16 protein-coding genes are annotated in these 21,666 nt (G+C 64.2%); 7 read left to right on the top strand and 9 right to left on the bottom strand.

The annotated features are described in order from the left end of the window. Position 1: 1 nt before the first annotated feature. The 3 genes from OXH56_03670 (at position 2) to OXH56_03660 (ending at position 4,620) form a co-directional block, all read left to right on the top strand. Positions 2-1,057 (top strand): Gfo/Idh/MocA family oxidoreductase, encoded by a 1,056-nt coding sequence (locus OXH56_03670; protein ID MCY3554401.1) that lies wholly within the window; start codon positions 2-4, stop codon positions 1,055-1,057. 116 nt (positions 1,058-1,173) lie between these two features. Then, a complete protein-coding gene (locus OXH56_03665) occupies positions 1,174-4,038 on the top strand; it encodes a protein kinase (GenBank protein ID MCY3554400.1) in 2,865 nt (954 codons plus the stop codon). A 30-nt stretch (positions 4,039-4,068) separates the two neighbouring features. After that, a complete protein-coding gene (locus OXH56_03660; GenBank protein ID MCY3554399.1) occupies positions 4,069-4,620 on the top strand; it encodes an adenine phosphoribosyltransferase in 552 nt (183 codons plus the stop codon). Positions 4,621-4,659: 39 nt separating this feature from the next. On the opposite strand, the gene waaF is transcribed toward OXH56_03660, so the two are convergent. The 3 genes from waaF to rlmN all read right to left on the bottom strand — a co-directional run bounded on the left by waaF (position 4,660) and on the right by rlmN (position 8,035). Further along, positions 4,660-5,721 carry a lipopolysaccharide heptosyltransferase II gene (waaF, locus tag OXH56_03655; GenBank protein MCY3554398.1) on the bottom strand — a complete coding sequence of 354 codons (1,062 nt, stop codon included), beginning with the start codon at positions 5,719-5,721 and terminating at the stop codon, positions 4,660-4,662. 66 nt (positions 5,722-5,787) lie between these two features. Then, positions 5,788-6,816 carry a glycosyltransferase family 9 protein gene (locus OXH56_03650; GenBank protein ID MCY3554397.1) on the bottom strand — a complete coding sequence of 343 codons (1,029 nt, stop codon included), beginning with the start codon at positions 6,814-6,816 and terminating at the stop codon, positions 5,788-5,790. 133 nt (positions 6,817-6,949) lie between these two features. Then, a complete protein-coding gene (gene rlmN / locus OXH56_03645) occupies positions 6,950-8,035 on the bottom strand; it encodes a 23S rRNA (adenine(2503)-C(2))-methyltransferase RlmN (protein MCY3554396.1) in 1,086 nt (361 codons plus the stop codon). A 273-nt stretch (positions 8,036-8,308) separates the two neighbouring features. Here rlmN and OXH56_03640 point away from each other — a divergent pair, with 273 nt between their 5' ends. Further along, positions 8,309-8,485, top strand: a complete 177-nt coding sequence (locus tag OXH56_03640; protein ID MCY3554395.1) for a hypothetical protein — start codon at positions 8,309-8,311, stop codon at positions 8,483-8,485. A gap of 156 nt (positions 8,486-8,641) precedes the next feature. Here the strand turns inward: OXH56_03640 and OXH56_03635 are convergent, their stop codons facing one another. From OXH56_03635 to OXH56_03610, 6 genes are all read right to left on the bottom strand, one after another. Next, entirely contained in the window at positions 8,642-9,409 is a 768-nt protein-coding gene (locus OXH56_03635; GenBank protein MCY3554394.1) for a type II CAAX endopeptidase family protein, read from the bottom strand. 56 nt (positions 9,410-9,465) lie between these two features. Next, positions 9,466-10,728: an inorganic phosphate transporter gene (locus tag OXH56_03630; protein ID MCY3554393.1), complete on the bottom strand. Its 1,263-nt coding sequence runs from the start codon at positions 10,726-10,728 to the stop codon at positions 9,466-9,468. Positions 10,729-10,918: 190 nt separating this feature from the next. Further along, the gene (locus OXH56_03625; GenBank protein ID MCY3554392.1) at positions 10,919-12,619 is read right to left on the bottom strand and encodes a thiamine pyrophosphate-binding protein; all 1,701 of its coding nucleotides are present in this window, start codon (positions 12,617-12,619) and stop codon (positions 10,919-10,921) included. A gap of 12 nt (positions 12,620-12,631) precedes the next feature. Next, entirely contained in the window at positions 12,632-14,068 is a 1,437-nt protein-coding gene (locus OXH56_03620; GenBank protein ID MCY3554391.1) for a DUF4340 domain-containing protein, read from the bottom strand. A gap of 2 nt (positions 14,069-14,070) precedes the next feature. Continuing rightward, positions 14,071-16,818, bottom strand: coding sequence for a Gldg family protein (locus OXH56_03615; GenBank protein MCY3554390.1), 2,748 nt, complete (start codon positions 16,816-16,818; stop codon positions 14,071-14,073). Further along, complete coding sequence (locus OXH56_03610; GenBank protein MCY3554389.1) at positions 16,815-17,537, bottom strand: ABC transporter ATP-binding protein; 723 nt, start codon at positions 17,535-17,537, stop codon at positions 16,815-16,817. The genes OXH56_03615 and OXH56_03610 overlap by 4 nt, the downstream gene beginning before the upstream one ends. A 250-nt stretch (positions 17,538-17,787) precedes the next feature. Between OXH56_03610 and OXH56_03605 the strand changes: the two genes are divergently transcribed. The 3 genes from OXH56_03605 (at position 17,788) to OXH56_03595 (ending at position 21,663) form a co-directional block, all read left to right on the top strand. Then, on the top strand, positions 17,788-18,066 hold the full coding sequence (locus OXH56_03605; protein ID MCY3554388.1) for a hypothetical protein: 279 nt from the start codon (positions 17,788-17,790) through the stop codon (positions 18,064-18,066). A gap of 485 nt (positions 18,067-18,551) precedes the next feature. Next, positions 18,552-19,232: a type 1 periplasmic binding fold superfamily protein gene (locus OXH56_03600; protein MCY3554387.1), complete on the top strand. Its 681-nt coding sequence runs from the start codon at positions 18,552-18,554 to the stop codon at positions 19,230-19,232. An 82-nt stretch (positions 19,233-19,314) separates the two neighbouring features. Then, the gene (locus tag OXH56_03595; protein MCY3554386.1) at positions 19,315-21,663 is read left to right on the top strand and encodes a TonB-dependent receptor; all 2,349 of its coding nucleotides are present in this window, start codon (positions 19,315-19,317) and stop codon (positions 21,661-21,663) included. Positions 21,664-21,666: the final 3 nt, after the last annotated feature.

Genomic DNA, 21,666 nt, shown 5'->3' with positions numbered 1-21,666 from the left:
CGTGAACCAACTTAACGCGTACCAACTGAACGTAGGCATCGTCGGCCTCGGCTGGGTGGCCGGGGCGCATATCGACGCGTTCAAGGCCGTGACCGGGGCGGACGTCACCGCCGTCTGTTCCCGCAGGACCCATGACGACGCGGCCCTGTCGTCCCAATTCGGAACGCCGCTGAAGTCCTGTCTCGACTATAACGACCTGCTTACCGACCCGGATATCCACGTGGTCGACATCTGCACGCCCCATCCCTTTCACGCCGACCAGGCCGTGGCCGCCGCGGAGGCCGGCAAGCACCTCATCATCGAGAAACCCATCGCCCTGACCCCCGAAGACGCGGCGCGCATCCAGTCCGCCGTGGACCGGGCCGGCGTATCGGTCTGCGTCTGCTTCGAATGCCGTTACAGCGCCCACTTCACCCTGATCCGGTCCGTCATCGACCAGGGGCTTCTCGGCGACCTGCACTATGCCGAGGTCGATTACTATCACGGTATCGGACCGTGGTACGGGCAGTACGACTGGAACGTGAAGAAGGCCATGGGCGGGACCAGCCTGCTGACGGCCGGCTGCCACGCCCTCGACGCCCTGCTGTTCTTCATGGACGGCACGGTGGAGGAAGTCTCCAGCTACAATACGAAATCTTCCAGTCCCCACTTCGCACCCTACGAGTACGACACGACCAGTGTATCCATCCTGAGGTTCGAAGGCGGAAGCCGGATCGGGAAAGTCACCTCCTGCATCGACTGCCTGCAGCCCTACTATTTCCACGTGCACCTGGTGGGCAGCGAAGGCAGCCTGCTGGACAACCGGTTCTACTCTGAGAAGATCCGGGGGATGGACCGAAGCCGGTGGAGCATCCTCGAGACCTCGCTGATCGATTCGGGCGACGTGCAGGACCACCCCTACGAGCCCCAGTTCCAGGCCTTCGCGGACAGCATCCGAAGCGGTAGCCCCATGCCCCTGACCGACATGACCACGGCCTACGAATCCCACCGCGTAGTCTTCGCGGCCGACCGGTCCGCGTCGGAGGGTCGGCCCGTGCGCCTGGACGAACTGGATTAGCCATCGCCGGCTGGCCTGGCAGTCGCCGGCTGGCCTGGCAGTCGCCGCCTGGCCTGACAGTCGTCGGCTGGCCTGGCCATCGCCAACTGGACTGGCCATCACCATGGAGTAAGCGCATGCAGCAGGGCGATGCCGTCCTCCATTACCGCATCGAACGCATCCTCGGACGGGGAGGCATGGGCGAGGTCTACCTGGCAGAGGACACCCGTCTGAAGCGACCGGTTGCCCTGAAGTTGCTGCCGGAGGACCTGGCCCGTGATCCCGCATTGCTCCAGCGGTTCCGGATCGAGGCGGAGGCGGCCGCCAAGCTGAACCACCCGAATATCGCCCAGGTGTACGCGATCGAGGAGGCGCGGCTGGATGACGTGGGCAGCGGCGGGCCGGATGGCCCGGACGCCCCTGCCGACGCCGATCCCGGTAGCGGCGGCCCCGGCGGCCCCGGCACCGTGTACTTTATCACCATGGAGTACGTGTCCGGCCGGCCACTCCATGAGCACCTGACCGGCACGCCCCTTCCGCTGGAATCCTTCTACGACTGGTTCATGCCCATCGTGGAGGCCCTGGACCACGCCCACGAGCGGGGCGTCGTGCACCGGGACCTGAAGCCCGCGAACGTCATGATTTCCGACGACGGCGTACCGAAGGTCCTGGACTTCGGCCTGGCCCGGGTCGTCACCGAAAGTTCTGACGAAAGCGATGGCGCCGGACCTACGATGAGTCTCACCCAGGCCGGCACGGTCCTGGGCACGCCGGCGTACATGTCCCCGGAACAGGCCACCGGCGACCGGGGCGATCACCGGAGCGATGTATTCAGCCTGGGCGTCATGATGTACGAGGCGCTTACGGGTGTCCGGCCCTTCACGGGCGACAATTACGTTTCCGTCATCAGCAGCACCCTGAAGGATGACCCGAAGTCCGTGAGCGTGACGAACAGCGAAGTGCCTGCCTTGCTGAACCGGGTCGTCCGGCGCTGCATGGGCAAGGATCCCCGATCCCGGTACCAGTCCGTGCTCGACGTGGGCCATGACCTGTCCGACAGCCGCAGTGAGTACGAGACGGGACCGGCGGCCGGTACAGTCGGCGGCGTGTCGCGACAGGGGTCTGCCGCAACCCTCCTGAGGAGTCCGGTGGTGCTCGGCGCCTGTGCCGCATGCCTGGTCGCCGGATCGCTGATCGTCGCGGCGTTGATGGGTGCGTTCGACGTAGAACCCGCCGCGCCGCTGCGCAAGTTCCAGGTGAGCCTGGACAACCTGGGACGGGACAACGCGGCCATCTCGCCGGATGGTACCCTGCTCGCCTATGTCCATGAGAACCGTCTCTGGATCCGTTCCCTGGACCAGGACGAGGGTCGGGAGATTCCCGGAACGGAAGAAATCAGTCAGGTATTCTGGTCGCCCGACAGCCGTCATATCGGCTACCTGGTCAGACGGTCGATCTGGAAGGTCGCGGCGGACGGAGGCGGCCAGGTGCATCTCTGCGACCTGCCGGAACGGGACCTGATGGGAGTTTCATGGAGTGGTGACGGCCGGATACGCTTCAGCATGGCAGGCATGAGGCCCGGCGGCGGGTTATATGCCGTGTCTGAAAACGGGGGTGATCCGGTCCTTTTGCTGGAACCGGACGGGACGAACTACGAAAGGGCACTGCTTTCCCCACTCTACCTGTCCGAATACAACTTGCACCTGTACACGGTAGTCTCGTCCTCCGACGATCCGCAAGTGATTGCCGAACTGAGTGAAAGATACCGGGGGAACGGGGATCTGAGCATGACGATCTCCATGGCCCGGATCACGGCGTCCCGCATTGCCGTGGAATTCCCCGATCCGGCTGCTTCGCCCGGCACGTCCGGTTCGCCTGGTTTTTCTCGACGCCTGCTTCCGCTGGAAGGCGATTTCCTCACCGTCGCAGGATATGCGTCGGGCCACCTACTATACTACCGGGAGACCACGACCCATCCCGAGGACGACCTCTGGGCCGTGGCCTTTTCGCCGGGTTCCGGTGAGATAACGGGCGAGGCCTTTCGGGTAGCCCGGCGTGTCAACACGCTCAGCGTGTCCGACGACGGCATCATGGTCTACCGGAAGGTGTTCAGGTCACCGCAGCAACTGGCCGTAGTCGATCGCCGCGGCCGGATCGACCGAATCATAGGCCAGCCCCAGGACAGGATCCGCGAACTGGTACTATCCCCTGATGAAAAGCAAGTCATGGTGGAGAGTGAGGAAGGCGTACTGGCCGCGCTTTGGCTGTACGAAATCGAAAGCGGTATCGGCAGCCGGCTAACCTCTGCGGATTTGAACTACAGCAGACCGAGCTTTGCGCCAGACGGCGGATCAGTCGTGTTCACGGTATCCCCGGCCGTGAATCCGGGCCGTACACGCAGGAGCGCGATTTTCATGCGAATGGATCTCGACGTGCTGGGCGTAATGACGCCTTTCTCCGCCGATTCGCTGAGGGGTTGGGGGCCCATGCTTTCGAAAGACGGCCGGTTTATCGTCTATCTCCACCAGGGGCGGCAGGTAAGGTTTGTTTCCATGGAGGAAGGTACCGAACACCAGGTGCTCGTGGATGACCAGGGGCGGGTGGTTCAGGCGGCCCTGTCGCCGGACAATCGTTTCCTGGCCTACGTATCGAACCAGGGGGTTGGCTGGCAGGTTTACGTGACCCGTTTTCCTGATGGAACCGGGCGATGGCAGGTTTCGACGAACAGTGGCTGGACGCCCCGTTGGAGTCCGTCGGGTAATGAGCTGTATTACGTTGAAGGCAACCGGCTGATGGTCGTTCCGGTGTTGGATGGGCCGGGTTTCCGGTTCGGCCGTCCCGAAGCGCTCTTCGAAGGCGTCCAGGCCGGCGCCGATGATCTGCGGTTCCCCGGATACGAAGTGTCCGCGGGCGGGGCGTCGTTCATCATCGCAACCAACGCGGAAGAATCCCGTCCATCCCTCTCCATCATACAGAACTGGATGCGGGAATTCGAAAAGTGACCTGCGTGTTCTGCGCTTCCACAGGCTTAAGTGGATTCAGAATCGAGGTGTGACTTGGACGCTCTGAAACAGAAGATCCGCAACGTGCCGGACTTTCCCATACCCGGGATCAACTTCAAGGACGTGACCACGCTCTTCAAGGATCCCGCCGCCTTTCGTACGGCCGTGGACCGTTTCGTCACCGAGTACTCGGACTGCTCCATCGATCTCGTGGCCGGCATCGAGGCCCGGGGTTTCATCCTGGCGCCGGTTCTGGCCTACCACATGGGCAAGGGCATTGTTCCCCTGCGCAAGCCCGGCAAGCTCCCGGCAGAGACGCGGCGGATCGAATTCAAACTGGAGTATGGCACGGACGCGCTTGAAATGCACCTGGACGCCGTGAGACCCGGGGACCGCATCCTCATCGTGGACGACCTGCTGGCCACGGGGGGAACCGCGGCCGCGGCCTGTCAACTGGTCGAAGACGCGGGTGGGGTCGTGGCCGGCGTGGGGTTCCTGATCGAACTGTCCTTCCTGGACGGCCGGAAGCGACTGGGCGATCGCCCGGTCTTCTCACTCCTCGAATACGGCGCCGACGAGTAAGACCCTCCTCAAAGCCTCAACCTTTGTTCACGCGGGCCATCAAACCGGTACTCGGCGCTCCGCTTCGAGAATGACGCGGCTGGGATCGAGATCCACCAGGCATGCATGGGTGCGGAACCGGCAGGCCCGGTTCCCGTGCAGGCTGCAGGGGCTGCACGGCAGGTCGAGCGTTACGGCAGCGTCCGCCGGTCCGACAGGCGCGAACCCCAGGCGGGGATGGGTAGCGCCGAATAGGCCGATTACGGGTGTGCCCACGGCCGTTGCCACGTGCATGGGGCCGGAATCGTTGCTGACCAGGAGTGCGCACCGCTGTACGGCCGCGGGCAGCAACGCGAGATCGGTCGCACCGGTCCAGTCCACGGCCGGACGCTCCATGGCGTTCAACACCTCGCAGGTAACCGCCCGATCGGTCTCGCTGCCCAGCAGCAGTAACTTCAGTTCACGGGACTTCGCCATGTGGTCCGCAACCCGGGCGAACCGTTCCGGCGGCCAGCGTTTCGGACCATGGGAGGCCCCCGGTGCCACGCCGAGTACCCGGACATTCGGCCCGATGCCGGCCCCGGCCAGCCGTTCCTCCACTTCGGCCGCCGCCGCCCCGCCGACTTTCAGTTGCGGCAGCCGCTTCTCCGCCGCGTCATGTGGGCCTTCCAGGCCGGGTGCGGCGGCCGCGTCGAGCCGGTCGAGCACTTCCAGGTACCGGTCGACCGTATGGGGGACGGGCCTGGACCGCATTCGCCTTCTGACGATGGCCATCCGGGCAAACCGGCGCTTGTCGTACCGGAGCACCCGCCCCGCGATGCCCACCGTGGTGACGAGCCGGCTGCGCAGGTTCCCATGAAGGTCGAACGCCAGGTCGTAGCGTCTTTCGCGCAGGCGGGAGACGAGGCTCATGAGACTGGTGTCGGGGTCAAAGCACTGCACAGCGGCGACCCCGGGGAGCGCGCGGGCCAGTGGCGCGTATTCCGCGCGTGTAAGAAACTCGATCTCCGCATTGGGCCAGAGCCTGCCCAACTGCCGGGTGACCGGCGACGTCAGCACGATATCGCCCATCGAGCTGAACCGGATGACGAGGATACGGGATGGCGTTCCGGAGACGGTCATCGTTGCGCTCATCGAAGATACGGGTATTCGGGTCAGTGCGGTGACGGGCTTACCGCCATGCTGTCCTTACCCTCTGACCAGTTGCTCTCCGACCGCCTCCCCGACCATGTCCACGGTGATGCCGGACAGGTCGCAGAAGGGACCGCGGTCGCAGGTTGGACATTGTCCCTCCGGCGGCAGGAGGTTGTGGTCCCGGCCGCCCAGGGGCCGCCACCGTTCGGGCGACCTGGCGGGCAGGGGACAGAAGACGGACACCGTCGGAACACCCAGCGCCCCGGCCAGGTGCATGGGCCCCGTGCTGCTGCTCACCAGGATATCCATTTCGCCGATCACCGCAATGAGCTCGCCCAGTGTTAGCCGCCCCGCCAGCGAAAGGGCGGGACCGTCCAGGCGGGACATGATGGATTCAGCGAGCTGTCCCTCCTCCGCACTCCCGGTGACGACGATCTTTGCGCCGTGTCGGTCCTGAAGGGTCCTCGCGAGCCGCGCGTAACGCTCGACCGGCCAGTTCGGCGCGTTGCGCCCGTTGCCGGGATGGATGCCGATGACCGGCTGCCCGTGCGTCCGGACCAGGACCGCGCGGGCCGCCTGGCGCTCTTCCTCCTTCAATTCGATCAGCGGTCCGTTCCCGGGTTCCCGGGCGTCGATGACCCGGGCCAGGTCCAGGCAGAAGTCCGATTCGTGGCGGAGCGGAATATAGCGGTGACGGCTGAGGGACCGGGTGCGGGTAAGCGCGTGGTAGACCTTACGTCCCACGCTGATGCGCCGGGGGATGCCAGCCAGGCAGATCATCCACACATGCCGCATGGTCGGCATGAGGACGAGGGCGGTGTCGAAAGCCTGGGCGCGCAGCCGCCGCACCTGGCGGTAAAAGCCCGCCGGTCCACGGTGAAGGGACTCCGGGTCGTCTTCGAATATGGCGTCCAGGCAGGAGTTACGTTCGAGTACGTCGCGGGTGTAGGGACGGGCCAGCATGGCCAGGTAGGCCTTGGGCCAGCGATGCCGGAGGGCGTCCAGCACCGGCAGGGAGAGCACCACGTCTCCGATCCGGTCGGGCCGCACCACGAGGATCCGGGGTGACGATACATGATCCATGGCGTTACTCCGGTCCGCCAGGTCCGTCCGGTCCGCAGCCTGGCCGGTCTGGTCCTCGCGTCCACCTGGTCCGCCAGGTCCGCCCGACCCCGCCAGGTTAGCCAGTCCGGTCTGTTCGGCCGTCAGTCAACGGTCAACCGGATCTGCGGGACTCGGCCAGGCGCAGTTGCCCGCATGCCGCGTCGATGTCCCGTCCGCGCTCCCGGCGAATGGTCAACTGCAGGCCGCCCGTCCGCAGCGCATCCGCGAAGGCCGTTCGCCGGTGTTCGTCGGGCGTTTCGTATGGCAGGCCCTGTACCGGGTTATAGGGAATGAGGTTAAGCTTGCACTTGTCCTTTTTCAACAGCTTTACGAGTTTCTCCGCGTCTTGGAACCGGTCGTTCACACCCTTGAGCAGGACATATTCGTAGGTGATGATGCGGTCGGTGGTACCGGTGTAATGGCGGCAGGCCTTCATGAGCTGCTTGAGCGGATAGCGCCGGTTGATCGGGACGATGGCGGTCCGCGTACGGTCGTCGGCGGCATGGAGCGAAACAGACAACTCGAACTGGATCTTCTCTTCGGCCAACCGGTAGATCTTCGGAACCAGCCCGCTGGTGGAAAGCGTGATCTTGCGGGCGCCGATTCCGAGCCCCCAGTCGGCGTTGATGATCCGCACAGCCCGGAGTACCTGGCGGTAATTCGCCAGCGGTTCCCCCATACCCATGACGACGATGTTGTTGATGGGCCGGGCATCGCCGGCAAGCATGGCCTGCTTCTTTACCTGCACGACCTGGTCGACGATCTCGGCCGACGTCATATTGCGCACGAGGCCCTCCAGCCCGCTCGCGCAGAACCGGCAGCCGATGGCGCAGCCCACCTGCGTAGAAATGCAAAGCGTATTGCGCCGCGACCCGCCGATCAGCACCGTTTCCACCTTCTGGCCGTCCTGAAGTTCGAACAGGTACTTCGTGGTCGGTCCGTGACGGGACTTCGACCTGCTAACAGGGGTCAGGGGGTTCAGACACGCACGGTCGGCCAGTTCGGTCCGTAACGACTTGGACAGGTTGGTCATCTCGTCGAAAGACCCCGCGGCCTTCTCGTACACCCACGAGGCGATCTGACCTGCCCGGTACGACGGCTCGTTCAATTCGGCGACGATACGCGAGATCTCGGGCAAGGTAAGGCCTCTCAGATCCGGTTTTCCGCGCGTCGGGGTATGTGATGCCGGTGCCCGCATAGTCCGCTCCTGTCGATGACAAAACCCGACTGAAGATACGGTGGATCGTAGTCGATGTCTATTGAAAAGCAGTGGATGCGTGCCGGTCGGAATCGATTCGATATCCTGTACACAAGTATTGGTGTCCGTGAAACGAAGCGGTGGACAATTCCCTTGATTTCAACCTCCGGAGCGCGTATACTTCCAGCCGGAATACCAACAGGAACACGAACAGCAGAATTGTGCGGCGAGGCATCGTGTTCCCGCGCGGAACCCGTAACGGAGGAAACGGAAATGGCTAAGGACCGAAGCTTTGCGGCCAAGATGGCCAAGGGGAGCGACAAGAACCAGGAGGACGAGGTCCAGACCGTGCTGCTGGTCAAACCCGTCAAGTCCGAAGAGGGTCACTACAAGTTCAAGCGGACGCTGACCAGGCTGACCCCCGAGAACAAGAAAGCCCTGGGCGTCTGAGGCCATACCGGGTCGGGCGGACCCTCGCACGACCGGGCACGACCAGGTACCGCCGTCACGGCCGGCAGTTCCGTCACGGCCGGCAGTTCCGTCACGGCCGGCAGTTCCGTCACGACCGGACACCGCAGAATTCCCACCTTCACCGCACGAAATACATCACCGCAAAAACAACGCGTTGACGAGTGCGTCCCCTTCTTCCGTCATCTGAAGCGTACTGAGCAGATTGTTCACCCCGTGAATGGCGAGGGGGACGTAGAGCGAACCGGTACGCTCGCGGGCGATCCCGAGCAGGATGCCGATCAGGGCGATCAGCGTCAGGAAGAAATGGTCGTACTGGGCGGCGTGCAGCATAGTCCAGAGCAGCGTGGTGACGGCGATCGTTCCCCCGGCGCCCAGCTTCGTCCGGCGCAGCCCCTCGTAGAGAAACCCCCTGAACAACGCCTCTTCGAAGACCGGTGCGGCGATCACGAGCGCGAACCAGAGCAGCGCCGTGTACCGGGTCGTTTCGATGATCGTCTCCATGACCGGCGGCACCGGCGACCGTCCGAGCTCTACGGTGACCAGGTCGGCCAGCTGAAGCAGCAGGAAGGCGAAGACCACCCAACCGAGCATGGTCGAGCTCCGGACCGGCCGGAGCGCCAGCCAGATTCCCGGGTCCATGCCCCGCGCGCGGCCGGGGCGGTCCAGGATGAGCAGCAGGAGGAACGTGCAGGGGATGGCGGAGAGGATCACGCCCAGGGCGATCAGGTCGCCCATGCGTTCCGTTGGATCCAGGTCCAGCACGGCGATCAGGACGACCGTCACGGCGACCTGCAACACCAGGTAGGCGCCCAGCACAAGCGCGGTGGAAACGAGGGTGAATCCGAGACGCGGCGACGGATGGACCTCTTCAGGTTCGACGGCGTCCAGAGGGGGTTCGTTCATGCGGGGTTTCCGTCGATCCGAGGGCCTGCAGGGAATGAGCGGAGCCGGCCGTAAATCTAAAGAATAGCCCGGAACATGTAGAAGAAGACGATCGCCAGCAGGGCGCCGATGGGAACGGTAACGATCCAGGACGCCGCGATCCGGCCCAGGATACTCAGGTCCAGGGCCTTGACGCCCTGGGCGAGTCCCACGCCCATGACCCCGCCGACCAGGGTCTGGGTCGTCGAGATGGGCAGCCCGAGGCGGCTGGCCAGGACGATAGTGATGGCCGCGGCGAATTCGGCCGAGTATCCCCGGGTGGGCGTCAGTTCCGTGATCCTGGTGCCGATGGTCGCCATGACGCGGTAGCCCATGGTCGCCAGGCCGATGACGATGCCGATGCCGCCGACCAGGAGGAGCCAGCTGGGTACGGGAGACTCGGGATTGACCACGCCGGACTGGCTGATGTCCACCACCGCCGCCAGCGGTCCGATGGCGTTCGCCACGTCGTTGGACCCGTGTGCGAAGGCTACGGCGCAGGCACTCATGATCTGGAGCACGCCGAACATTTTCTCGACGACCGCCATCTGGCCGTCGCCGGACGATGCGTCACCGGTCTCGGCGCTCGGCCGATTATTGATCAGCCCGAGCAGGAAGTGTCCGGCGATCACCGCGAAGATGCCCAGAACGCTGGACCAGAGGAGCGTCTCGGCGAGCGTCAGATCCAGGTCGACATTACGCAATCCCTTGAAGAGGGTGACCAGCGAAATCACGACGACGACGCTGAAGATATAGAGCGGCGCCCATTTCCGGGTCCGCCGCACGGGATCCGGGTGGCGGAGGATCGTCCATTTGATCGCACTGAAGATCAGGTAGGCCAGGACGCCGCACAGCAGGGGCGAGACGATCCAGGATGCGACGATCTGCGTTATTTGTTCCCACTGTACGACGTTGAAACCGAAGGCGACGATGCCGAATCCCGCGATGGCGCCCACGATCGAATGGGTGGTCGACACGGGCCAGCCCAGCCTGGATGCGACCACGAGCCACGTACCGGCGGCCATGAGCGCCGCGAGCATGCCGTACACGATGAGCTCCGGCGCGGTCGCCGATATCTGGGGGTCCAGGATGCCTCCCCGAACGGTTCTAGTGACCTGTCCTCCCACCAGGTAGGCGCCCAGAAACTCGAGCACTCCGGCGATCAGGATGGCCTGCTTGATCGTGAGCGCTTTGGAACCCACCGAGGTTCCCATGGCATTGGCCACATCGTTCGCGCCAATGGAGAAGGCCATGTACAACCCGAGCGCTACGGCCAGGTACAGGGTAAAGTCGCCCCCCATAGATGCAGTTTATCTCCAGGTGTCCGTTGGGTGGTGAGACGGCGGTCCGGGTCGGTGGTGGACCGGGTCCGTTAAAGGCGGGTTCAATATACCGACAGGACGCTTCAGCGCCACGGTTTTTTTCGTTGCGCCGCGGATAACATTCCGTACCGCAGCGATGGAGAACGGAAGCTTCCGAGTACCGGTACAATCAGTACTTCAACCCGGTGTAAAGCCGCTCGTCCACGGGGGCGACCAGGACCCGCGCCTCCCGCCTGCGCACCCACCGCGAAACGGCGTCGCGGGTTTCATCCAGGGTGCTGACGGCCTCCGCGTCGATACCGAAACCTTCGGCGACTTTCACCCAGTCCACCGGCGCGAAATCGACGCCCGTCACGGGGAGTTTCCTGGCCTGCTGGGCGATCTTGATGACCGCCAGCGACGCGTCATACAGGACGACGATCAGCGGCGCGATGCCGGTACGCCTGACCGTCTCGAGTTCCTGGACCATCATGGCGAAGGCGCCGTCACCCGTAATCGCCGCCACCGGCCGATCGGGCAGGGCCATGGCCGCGCCCATGGCCGCGCCTACCCCGTAACCCATGGATGAAAGGCCGTTGGACATGAGGAAGGTGCCCGGTTCCGGCGCCCGCCATCGCTGTCCCATTACATTCTTGTGTGCGCCTACGTCCGAGGAGACGACGGTGTCTTCCGGAAGCAGTTCCCGAAGGGCGCCCACCAGGTGATAGGGCGACATGCCCTCCGGTCCTTCCTCGGACGGCGGGTGGTAGACCGCGTCGACCCGCGCCTTCAGGTAACCGATGTCGTCGGCCGTCCACCGGCATCGTCCGCGGTATCCTTCCGCGATGCGGCCAAGAAGGGCGGAAACGTCGCCCACGCAGGCCGCCGGCGGCGTATAGGTGCCGAACCCCACGGGGGCGTTGGCGACGATCTGCAGCGGCGCGTCGAAATGCCAGAGCCGGGAGACCTCCACCGGATCGAAGCCGATGCCCAGGACGCAGTCGCTTTGCTGCAGCCATTCGATGATCCGGTCTTCACCGGCAGCCGGCGCGATCGTGCCCAGGAATCGGTCTCCGTGCTCATCGGCGATGCCCTTCGCCTGCACGGTCGTCGCGTAAGGCAGGCCGGTATCGCGCAGGAAACGCCGGACCGCCTGAGCGTCCCTGGCCGCGTCCATGGCGATGCCGACCACGGCGACGGGTCGTTCGGCGCCGTTCAACGTGGACAGGATGCGGGGCAGGTCCGATTCGTCCGCAGGGGCCGGATGCGGTGGATGCGCGGTCCCGTGGCCGGCCTGGCCTTCCTGGCTGGCCGCGCCGGCCGCGCTTGCGGGGGAATCCGGGTTGACCGAGGAATCCGGGTTGGCCGAGGAATCCGGGCCGCCGGCCGGCTTTCCCGCCACGTCCGACGGCAGGGAGAGGTACACCGGACCCCGCGGCGGCCCCGCCGCGACGGAGAGCGCGGTTTTTACGGTCTCTCCGACGTCCGCACCTTCGAGGTCGACGGACCACCGGGTGATGGGGGTGAACAGGTCGATCAGGGGAAGGTTCTGCTTGTTGCTCCGGTGGTGCCTTTCCGTCGACGTCCGCGCGGTGATGGCCAGGACGGGGTCGCGGTCCAGGTAGGCGGTCCCCACGCCGAGCACCAGGTTGCACGCACCGGGTCCCAGGGTCGCCACGCAGACCCCCGGGATGCCGGTCAATCGTCCCACGGCCGCCGCCATGAAGGCCGCCGTGGACTCGTGTCCGGTCAGGACGAACCGGATTCCGGAGCGTTCCAGTGCGTCGATCAGCTCAAGCACTTCACCGCCGGGATGCCCGAAAGCGAATCGGACGCCGGCTTCGTGAAGGGTCTGCGCGATGACGTCCGCGCAGGTGTGATTTGGATTCAAACCGGTCACCTTCTACTCGGAGGTTACCAGGTCTGCGCGTCTCAGGCGGATCCGGTCGAAGCTCTCCGCGGATATGACGTAGTACCACTGGGCGAAACGGGCGTTCAGGTCCGCGGAGGTCCGGCGTCCCGTATCGACGCGCTGCCGCCAGGCCTCGTGTTTTTCGTAGAGATCGGCATTGGTCCGGTCGGCATCAGTCCAGAGGGAGTCCGCCCTGGCCTGGAATCCCAGGTCGGCGGGTCCGGGGGGCTCCGGGAAGAGGCCGGCGTCGAATCCGGTCGTGATGAACAGGTACCGGTTCTCGCCCGGTCCCGCGGGGCTTCCGGCGCCGAACCCGCCGGGGCCGCCCGATCCGCCCGCACCACCCAAGCCGCCCGGACTGCCCTCGCTGCCAGCACTGCCCGCGCCCACCAGACCCGCCGTGACCTCGTCTCCCGCGCCGTACACGATCTCCCCGAAGCGTAGCGTGTAAATGATCCCGTCCTCCGTGCTAACCTGGGTTTCGCCCTCGTTGGAGACCAGCTGGCCGTCCCCGGTGAAGTAGTAGCCCTTCTGCTGCAGCGAGGCCAGATCGCTGCGGGTGATGCTGATGCCTTCGTCGTTATTCTCCAGGCTCCTGGAAAGACCGGCGGGCTTGGGCCGGACGCCCACGATGGTCAACTCGTCCAGGGCCTTGAGCAGATCTTCCATCTTCACCGCGTCGACCTTCTGCCCGGTCCGCATGCGGTTGGCCGTCCAGTCGGGATCCCCTTTAGACAGCACGATCGTGTCGCGCTGGTCCAGCATGCGGGTACCTTCGTCTATGGAGTAGTCTTTCAGAATCACCTGTCCGATACGCGCCTGGTCCACCTCCAGCAGGTCCTTTTCGATCCAGTCGCCGAACCGGGAGGAGACATCCACGTCGAACCGCGCCGCGTAGGTCCGCTTCTGACCGGGCACCCGCAGGTAGCGGTACTGGCCTTCCCGGCCCGGTACGTTCCCGCCGACGATGAGGTCGGCGAGCAGGTTGTCGTTTCCGTCCTTAATCGTAACGCGCTTGCCGCGTCCGGACAGGGAGGCGACCGACTCGTCCAGCGGGTCCACCACGCCAAGGGCCTCGTGGTCCGCGGCGATTTCGGCGACCACGTCGTCCTTGCGGACCTCGATGAGCCCGGCAGCCGTGCGGGCCAGGCGGTCCTTGTCGTCGGCAGGGTAGTTGTGATGGGAGGGAATGCGCCAGCGCGTTCCTTTGAATACCACACTGAAGGCGTTGATGCCTCCGGTCGCTTCGTCGAAGTCGATGACCTCGAGGGAGACCGCGTCGTTCGGATCCACGAATTCCGGAAAGAAAGCCTCGCCGCGGTCCGAAAAAGCCTCCGGCGTGGGATCGGCTGGAGCCGCGAGGAAGGCGGCGGCGGTCACCACGGCCGCCGCTGCGACGAAGGCCAGGGTCTTGCGTGTTTCATCCATGGTCAGCTCCTCAGCCGCCGCGCGGCGGCGGCCGCCTCGTTCTCACGACGCCTGCGCCGGAGGAAAATGAATACGCCCAGGAGGAAGACCGGCACGGGCGGAAGCAGCGCGGCCAGGTTCTTGATGGTGTTCTGGATCAGCCGGATCTGGCTTTCCATCATCTCCTTGCTTTCCTCGATCCTGGCTTCCTTCTCGGCCTCGATATTGGTCCGCAGCGTCTCGAACCGCCGGTTCTCCACTTCCTCCAGGTTGCGGACCATGATCCGCCGGGTCTGTTCGTCCAGGTCGGTCCGCTGACGGACCTCGTCCACTCGGGCCGTGAGCCGGCGGCGGGCCTGGTCCAGCGCCGCCTGGGCCTCCTCCTCGGCGGCGTCCTCGTCCCTGACCCGTTGTTCGGTGTAGGCCAGGGTCTGCCTCTCGACGGTCTCGAGCGTGCGGTAACGAACCCGCTTGCTGCGCAGGGCGATGAAGGACTCGTCCCCGACCAGCACGTCCATAAGGTTCAGGAAAAAGGTGACGTTGTCGAAGTGCAGCCCGCCGGCGCCCATGCGGCGAATGTCGAAGAACTGCTGCGAAGCGAAATCCACGTCGGCTACGACGACCAGGTTGACCGGCGCGTTCTCTTCGGTTCCGGCCGCGGCTCCTCCGGCCGCAGTTCCGGCCGCGCCTCCCCCGGCCGCGGCCTCGCCGGCCACTGCGCCGGCCGCGTTGCCCGTGACGTGGCCCGCCACCGTGTAGGCGTTCTGGCTCGCGCGACGCGGGATATTGGTGAGCACCAGTTGCGATCCGCCGAAGAAGTTGCGCTGAACGAGCTGGGAATAGGCGGTCAGCCCCGACATGGTACCGCTTTGCACCAGGGGGGTAAACGTGAAGTCCGCCGAACCGGTATGCTGCAACCGGCCCGGGAAGATGAAGACGAGTTCCTGCAGCGACGCGGTGCTGACGGCTTCCTGGTTGAAGGTGTCCGGGTTCTCGTTGCCCGGAGACGCGAAGACCACTTCCGGCGGGAGATGGGCCATGCCGGGGTGGGGGTTATACTGGTCCCATACGATCAGGCCGGTGGTCCATTCCACGCCGAACCCGCGCAGCAGGCCCTGGATATCGCCTTTCGGCACGGGAGCGGGCTGTTGGTTGCCGGCGAAAGGATTGGCGCTTGCGCCCTTCTGCTCGGAAGGGGAAAGGGCCAGGTTAAAGGAGGGCAGCGGGTCCGTCAGGAGCAACGTGGGGTTCCCTGCGGCGATGTAGTCCGACAGCCGGTCCATTTCGGGCTGGGTCAGGGTGTTGGGCAGGGCGGCCAGGAGCACGTCCAGATCGTCGGGATAGTCCTCCTGGGGCTGGACCTGCACCACGTCGTACTGCTTGCGCAGCTCTTCGGTCATGGCCCAGGGCTGGCGGCTCTGCATGGTGTTGAAATCGAATCCCCCGAAGAGCCGCACCTCCGTGGCGAGAATGCCGAGTTTCGCGCGGTCCGCCCGGGCGGCCACGCGCAGGCTGCGCACCAGTTCGTATTCGACGGGAAGCCCCGTATCCAGGAACCCGATCACCTGTTCCTCGGGGCCGCAGGTGACGGCGATCCCGGCGAAGACGTTCGTGAACCCCGACCGGGCGCTGCGCAGGTCCGGCAGCTCGCGGGGGGTGATTCCGAACCGATCGCGGGCCTCCCGGGCCTCGGGAGTGTACATTTCCGTGGCCTGGATCCGTACCTGGACCCGGCTGCCGCCCACGGCGTCCAGCTCCTTGAGCACGTCGATCAGGCCCGATCGGGTCTGTACGTAGGACTCCGGCACCTCCGGACTCACGAAGGCCTGGATGAACACGGGACGCTCCGGGTCCAGTTCCGACAGCATCTGCACGGTCTCGTCGGAAAGGGAATGGAGTCCTTCGGCGGTTACGTCCAGGCGGACGCCCGCCCGGCCCAGGATGACGTTTAGTCCGATCACCACCGCGACAAGGGCCGCCGCCCTCGCGCCATGGTGGATCCCCATCCGGTATCCGCCGGCCTGTACGGGCCAGTGACGCCGGCCGATCAGCACGACGTTGAGGTACAGCATCAGACCGGTGACGGAGACGAAGTGGACCAGTCCGGAGAAGCTGACGACGCCGCGCGCGAAGTCGTCGAAGGCGGTAAACAGTCCCAGGGGGGAAAGCAGGTCCCGCAGCCCGTCGCTGATACCCCCGGCGATGGGTCCGATGAGTACGAAGGCGGCGCAGAACAGCGCGCCGAGAATGAAGGCGATGGTCACGTGCGAGGTCAGCAGGGACGCCAGCATGCCGACGGAGATGAGCGCGGCGCCGGCGAGCCAGTATCCGAGGTAATTGCCGGCCATGAGCCCGAGATCGGGACTGCCGAGGAACATCAGGACCAGCACGTGGGTCAGGGACAGCACGAGTGAGGCCGTATAGACGCCCACCACCGAGAGGTATTTGCCCAGGACGATTTCCAGGTCCGTTGCCGGGAGCGTGAGCAGCAGTTCATCGGTTCCCTGCCGGGTTTCCTCGGCCCAGACGCCCATGGTCAGCGCCGGGATGAAGAAGAGGAGCAGGTAAGGGAACACGGCGTTCAACTGGTCGAGGTTCGCCAGGTTGTTCAGGAAGAATGGGACCTGCCAGAACGCGGCGGCCGCGCTGAGGAAGATGAAAAGGGTAACGAAGACGTATCCCGTGGGATTGCTGAAGGCCAACCGCAGGTCCCTGCGGACGATGGCCGCCACCAGCTGGACGTTGATCCGGCTTGCCGGGCCGAGGTTCATTCGTCCGCCTCCCCTCCGTGTCCGGTCAGGGCGTGGAAAGACGCTTCGAGCGATCCGTCGTGGCGCAGATCGTCAGGCGGCCCATCGAAGACCAGCCGGCCCTCGTTGATCAGGAGAACACGGTCGGCGATGAGGTCTACTTCCTGAAGGATATGGGTGGAGAGCAGGATGGTCCGGGTCTGCCCGAGCAACCGGATGTCCTGGCGGAAGTCACGGATCTGGTTCGGGTCCAGCCCGGCGGTCGGCTCGTCCATGATGAGCACGTCGGGGTCGTGGAGCAGGGCCTGCGCCAGTCCAACCCGCTGCTTGTTGCCCCGGGACAGCTTGTCAATGGGCTTTTCGAGCGCTTCGTGAAGGCTGCACCGGTCGATGACGTAGTCCAGGCGGTCGGACAGCCGGAGCCGATCGAGTCCACGGGCCTCGCCGAAAAACCGAAGGAGTTCGAGCGGCGTCATGTTCTGGTAAAGCGGACCGTTCTCCGGAAGGTATCCAAGACGCCTGGACATGGAGAGGCGGTCGCGACTTACATCGAGTCCGGCGATGGCCGCGGTACCCGCGCTGGCGCCCAGGTAGCCGCTGAGGATCTTCATCGTCGTGGACTTGCCCGCGCCATTCGGTCCGAGGAAGGCCACGATCTGGCCCTCGGGTATGGTAAAGGAGATGTCTTGCACGGCGACAAAGGAACCGTAGAACTTGCTCAGGCCCTTCGCCTCGATCATGGTTTTCCCGGACACCCCTGTTCTCGCTCCTTTTCTTGCTGTAAAAAGCAGATGTCCGCGTACTTCTCGCATTGCTTTTTTCGCGGCGTCGGATAATAACAAGGGGCCATGTCCGTGTCAAGCCTGTATTGAGCAAAGGCGTGAAATCACTTGACAAGCCGGTGCTCCCCGTTTAATTTTTCGCAACTGGAACTTCGTCGAAAAAGATCCAATTCTTTGATAGATCAGGCCACCTGGTGACGGGTATTCCATGAAACTCTTCACGCTTTCCTGCGCTGTCGCGTTTGCCCTGTTTTTCGCGAGTCCCCCGCACGACTGCGATGAGTTGGAGACCGACGCCGATCATGCCGATCATGTGGACCACTGCCTGACCTGCCTTTGTGCCGCCACATTCTCCGCGGTGGCTGAGAAAACTCCTGCAATCCTGCCGGTCTACGATGTTGTCGGCCCCGCGGCCGGTGCGTCGCAACCCGGTCACCCCCGGATTCAGGGCAAGCAGCACCGAAACCGAGCGCCGCCCCTTACCTGACCAATCCTGCCGGCCCGGATGTTCCGGACGAACGTTCTGAATCCATCAGGCGCGTTCCGCGATCAAATACGGACAACGCTGGCACATGTTTCCAGACTTCCAGATCGATCAGACTGTTCTGGCCGTCCAGGCTGTTCTATACGTAGCGCCCGGTCAGACAGTTGAAACCGTTGGCCGACGGCTCCGGGTTCACCCCCTTCAGTCGGCCATAATATTGGTTATGGAACATGCAATTGGCGGCCCGGGTAATCCGGACCGTGTCAGATCCGCCGATCGGGGAATCTGGGCCGCGCTTCGACGCGTGACCGGAGTCTTGTTCCACCGGGCCGATGCACGTGTACGATAGTTGCACAGGCCTATAACGGAATTCGGAATCTATAGTCAGGGATATCGAGATGGCGGTTTTCAAGCAGGGAAGTTCAGTGCACGATCGAAGAAACAAATCATTCACTTCACGCAGCACAGAAAAGGAAGAGAAGCCCAAAATGTTGAAATACCGATGGAACTTACTGTCCGTCATGACCGCCGCGATGTTGGCCGCAGCACTGACGTTCTCCTGCGCCGACGACAACGACTCCAATCCAATGGGTCCGGACGATCATGACGAACATCAGGACGACGACGACCACGCCGACGATGACGATCACGACGACGACCACGGCCACCACCACGGTCCGGGCGAAGTAGAGCTCTTCACGACGATCAAGGTCACGCTTACGCCCCAGGGCGGGGGATCATCGATCACCGTACAGTTCCAGGACCTCGACGGTGAAGGCGGCAACGACCCGGTCGTGGACAAAATCGTCGTAGACGCCGGTACGGTTTACAACGGAAGGTTGCTGGAGTTGAACGAACTGGAAACCCCGCCGGAGGACATCACCGAGGAAGTGAAGGAGGAAGCCGAGGCCCACCAGGTGTTCTTCGAAACCCTCGGAGGATTTTCGCCTGCTACCGTCGCCTATGCGGACAAGGAATCCGATTATGTGACGAACACGGGCGTCGATCATCCCGTCGGACTCAAATTCACGCTTACGGTCCCCGCTAACGCGCGGAACGGTCAGTTCCGGATCTCTCAGAGTCATTACGATGCCGGACCCAAGGACGGCGTGACGCGAAGCGACGAGACGGATTTCGAAGTGACCTTCGAAGTCGAGGTGCGTTCATAGTACGGACACGGCCGTGGTCCACTAGCAGCACGGTCACGGCCGTGGCCTGTTCCCCTTAGAAACGGGCTTGGAGTGATTGCAAATGAAAGCGACGAAAGTACTGCGTGCCCTCCTGGCTTTCGCCGTGTCCTGCCTCGTACTTCCGGCAGAAGCACGCGCCGCCACGGTGAGCGGCAAGGTGCTGAACGAGCACGGGGATCCGTTGCCGGCGGTGACCGTTGTATTGCCCGCGCTCGAAATCGGTGCATTTACAGACGAGAATGGCGTATTACGTCTCGAAAACGTGCCACAGGGCCGCCACACGATCGAGTTCCGGTTTGTGGGCTACCGGACGATCCAGAGCGAGGTCATCATTACCGAAAGCCAGTCTCCCGTGCTCGAAGTCAGCATGGAGCCGGAGGTCCTGATGGGGGATGAGATCACCGTCACGGGCGATCGGGACCTGGCGGGCGAACTCACCGGATCCAGCCAGTCCGTACTCGTCCTGCCCCCGTCCGCCCTGGAGGAACGCCGGGGCCAGACCCTGGGCGAGACGCTGGAATCCCTGCCGGGCGTATCCTCCCTGACCACGGGACCGGCCATTTCGAAGCCCGTGGTGCGCGGCGTGCACAGCGCCAGGGTGCTGGTACTGAACGCCGGGGTGACCCAGGAGGGACAGCAGTGGGGCGGGGACCACGCACCGGAGATCGACCCCTTTGCCCCCGCCCGCATCGAAGTGCTCAAGGGCGCCGCCAGCGTGCAGTACGGCGCTGGTGCCATCGGGGGCGTCATCCGCATCGAACCGCCGAAGCTGCCCGAGGATCCGGGGATGGGCGGCAGGTTCAACACGAACCTCTTTTCCAACAACAAACAGGGGGCCGCTTCCCTCCTCGTGCAGGGGGCGCTTCACCGGCTGCCGGGACTCAAGTGGCGGGTGCAGGGCAGTCTTCGCCGGGCGGGCGACGCCCGGGCGCCGAAGCACGTCATACGAAATTCCGGATTCGACGAACGAAACTACTCCCTGGCACTGGGCTATACGACGGACTGGATGGACACGGAGGCTTATTTCAGTCATTTCGGTACCTGGCTGGGGATCTACAAAGGCGCCCACATCGGCAATACCACGGACCTGAGACGGGCCATTGAGCGGGGCGACCCATGGGTCACGGGCGAATTCACCTACGAAATCGACAATCCACGTCAGCGGGTGGAGCACGATCTATTGTCCGTTCGGTCCCTGGTACGCTTCGAAGGGGTGGGCAATCTCGAAATGCGGTACGGACAGCAGTACAACCGGCGCGAAGAGTGGGACTCCACCCGGAGCGGCGCCCCGCCGACCAGGCCCGGGTTCGACCTGGGACTGCAGACTCACAGCGGCGAAGTAATCTTCCACCACCGGAACTTCGGAAACTGGTACGGCAAGATCGGCGTCAGCGGCATGCGTCAGCGGAACACACGGTTCAGCACGGGGTTCCTCATTCCCGATTTCCTGGCATACAGCGCCGGGGTGTTCGCCCTGGAATCCTGGACGAAGGGCAAGACCACGGTGGAAACCGGTCTGCGATACGACTACCGCTGGGCGGAGATCTACTCGAACGAAGGCCGGCGCGCCACCGAGATCGTCGAAGGAGGGATCTTCACCTACCGAAACATGACGGGGGTGATCGGCCTGATCCAGGAACTGACCCCGACCCTGGCCGTCGCCGCCAACATCGGCAGGGCCTGGCGTCCACCCGGGGTGAACGAGCTGTACAGTTACGGCGTTCATCACGGTACGGCGCAATTCGAGATCGGAGACAAGGGTCTGGACACGGAATCGAGCCTGAACACGGACCTCACCCTGCGGTACCGGGGGGACCGGGGCCACGGCGAGTTGGGGCTGTTCAGGTCGAGTTACCGCAACTTCATCTCGCTGCTGCCGGCGGGCGATCTTGTGTTGACAATCCGGGGTGCGTTCCCCAAATTTACCTATGTCCAGTCTGACGCGGTGATCCAGGGTGTAGACGGATACCTGGAATACGACTTGACCCGATACGTGGGCACGTATCTTTCCGCTTCAATCGTCCGTGGACGAAACACGTCGGGCAACGAGCCTCTGTTCCAGATGCCGCCCACCCGGTTGATCACCGGCCTGGATTTCCGCCTGCCTCCCACCGGGCGCCTGCTGGAAGCCGGGATAGGGTTCGAGGGCCATTTCGTCATGCGGCAGGATCATTTTCCCGAAGGCATCGACTTTGCGGATCCGCCAGCCGGCTACAACCTCTTCGACGTGCTGCTGCACGCGGAGCTGGCCGTGGCCGACCAACCGGTCCGCATGCAGTTCGGCGTGCACAATCTGTTCAACAAGCGCTACCGGGACTACCTGAGCCGGTTCCGCTATTTCACCGACGATCCGGGTCGGAATGTTACGATCAGCCTGTCGGTGCCGTTCGGGCAGTCTATGGAGGAATAGCTT

It is taken from the genome of Gemmatimonadota bacterium, from assembly GCA_026702745.1.
In the GTDB taxonomy this organism is placed as follows: Bacteria; JAAXHH01; JAAXHH01; order JAAXHH01; family JAAXHH01; genus JAAXHH01.
Note: the sequence above shows the minus strand (reverse complement) of the source record. Positions and strands in the feature narration are given on the sequence as shown.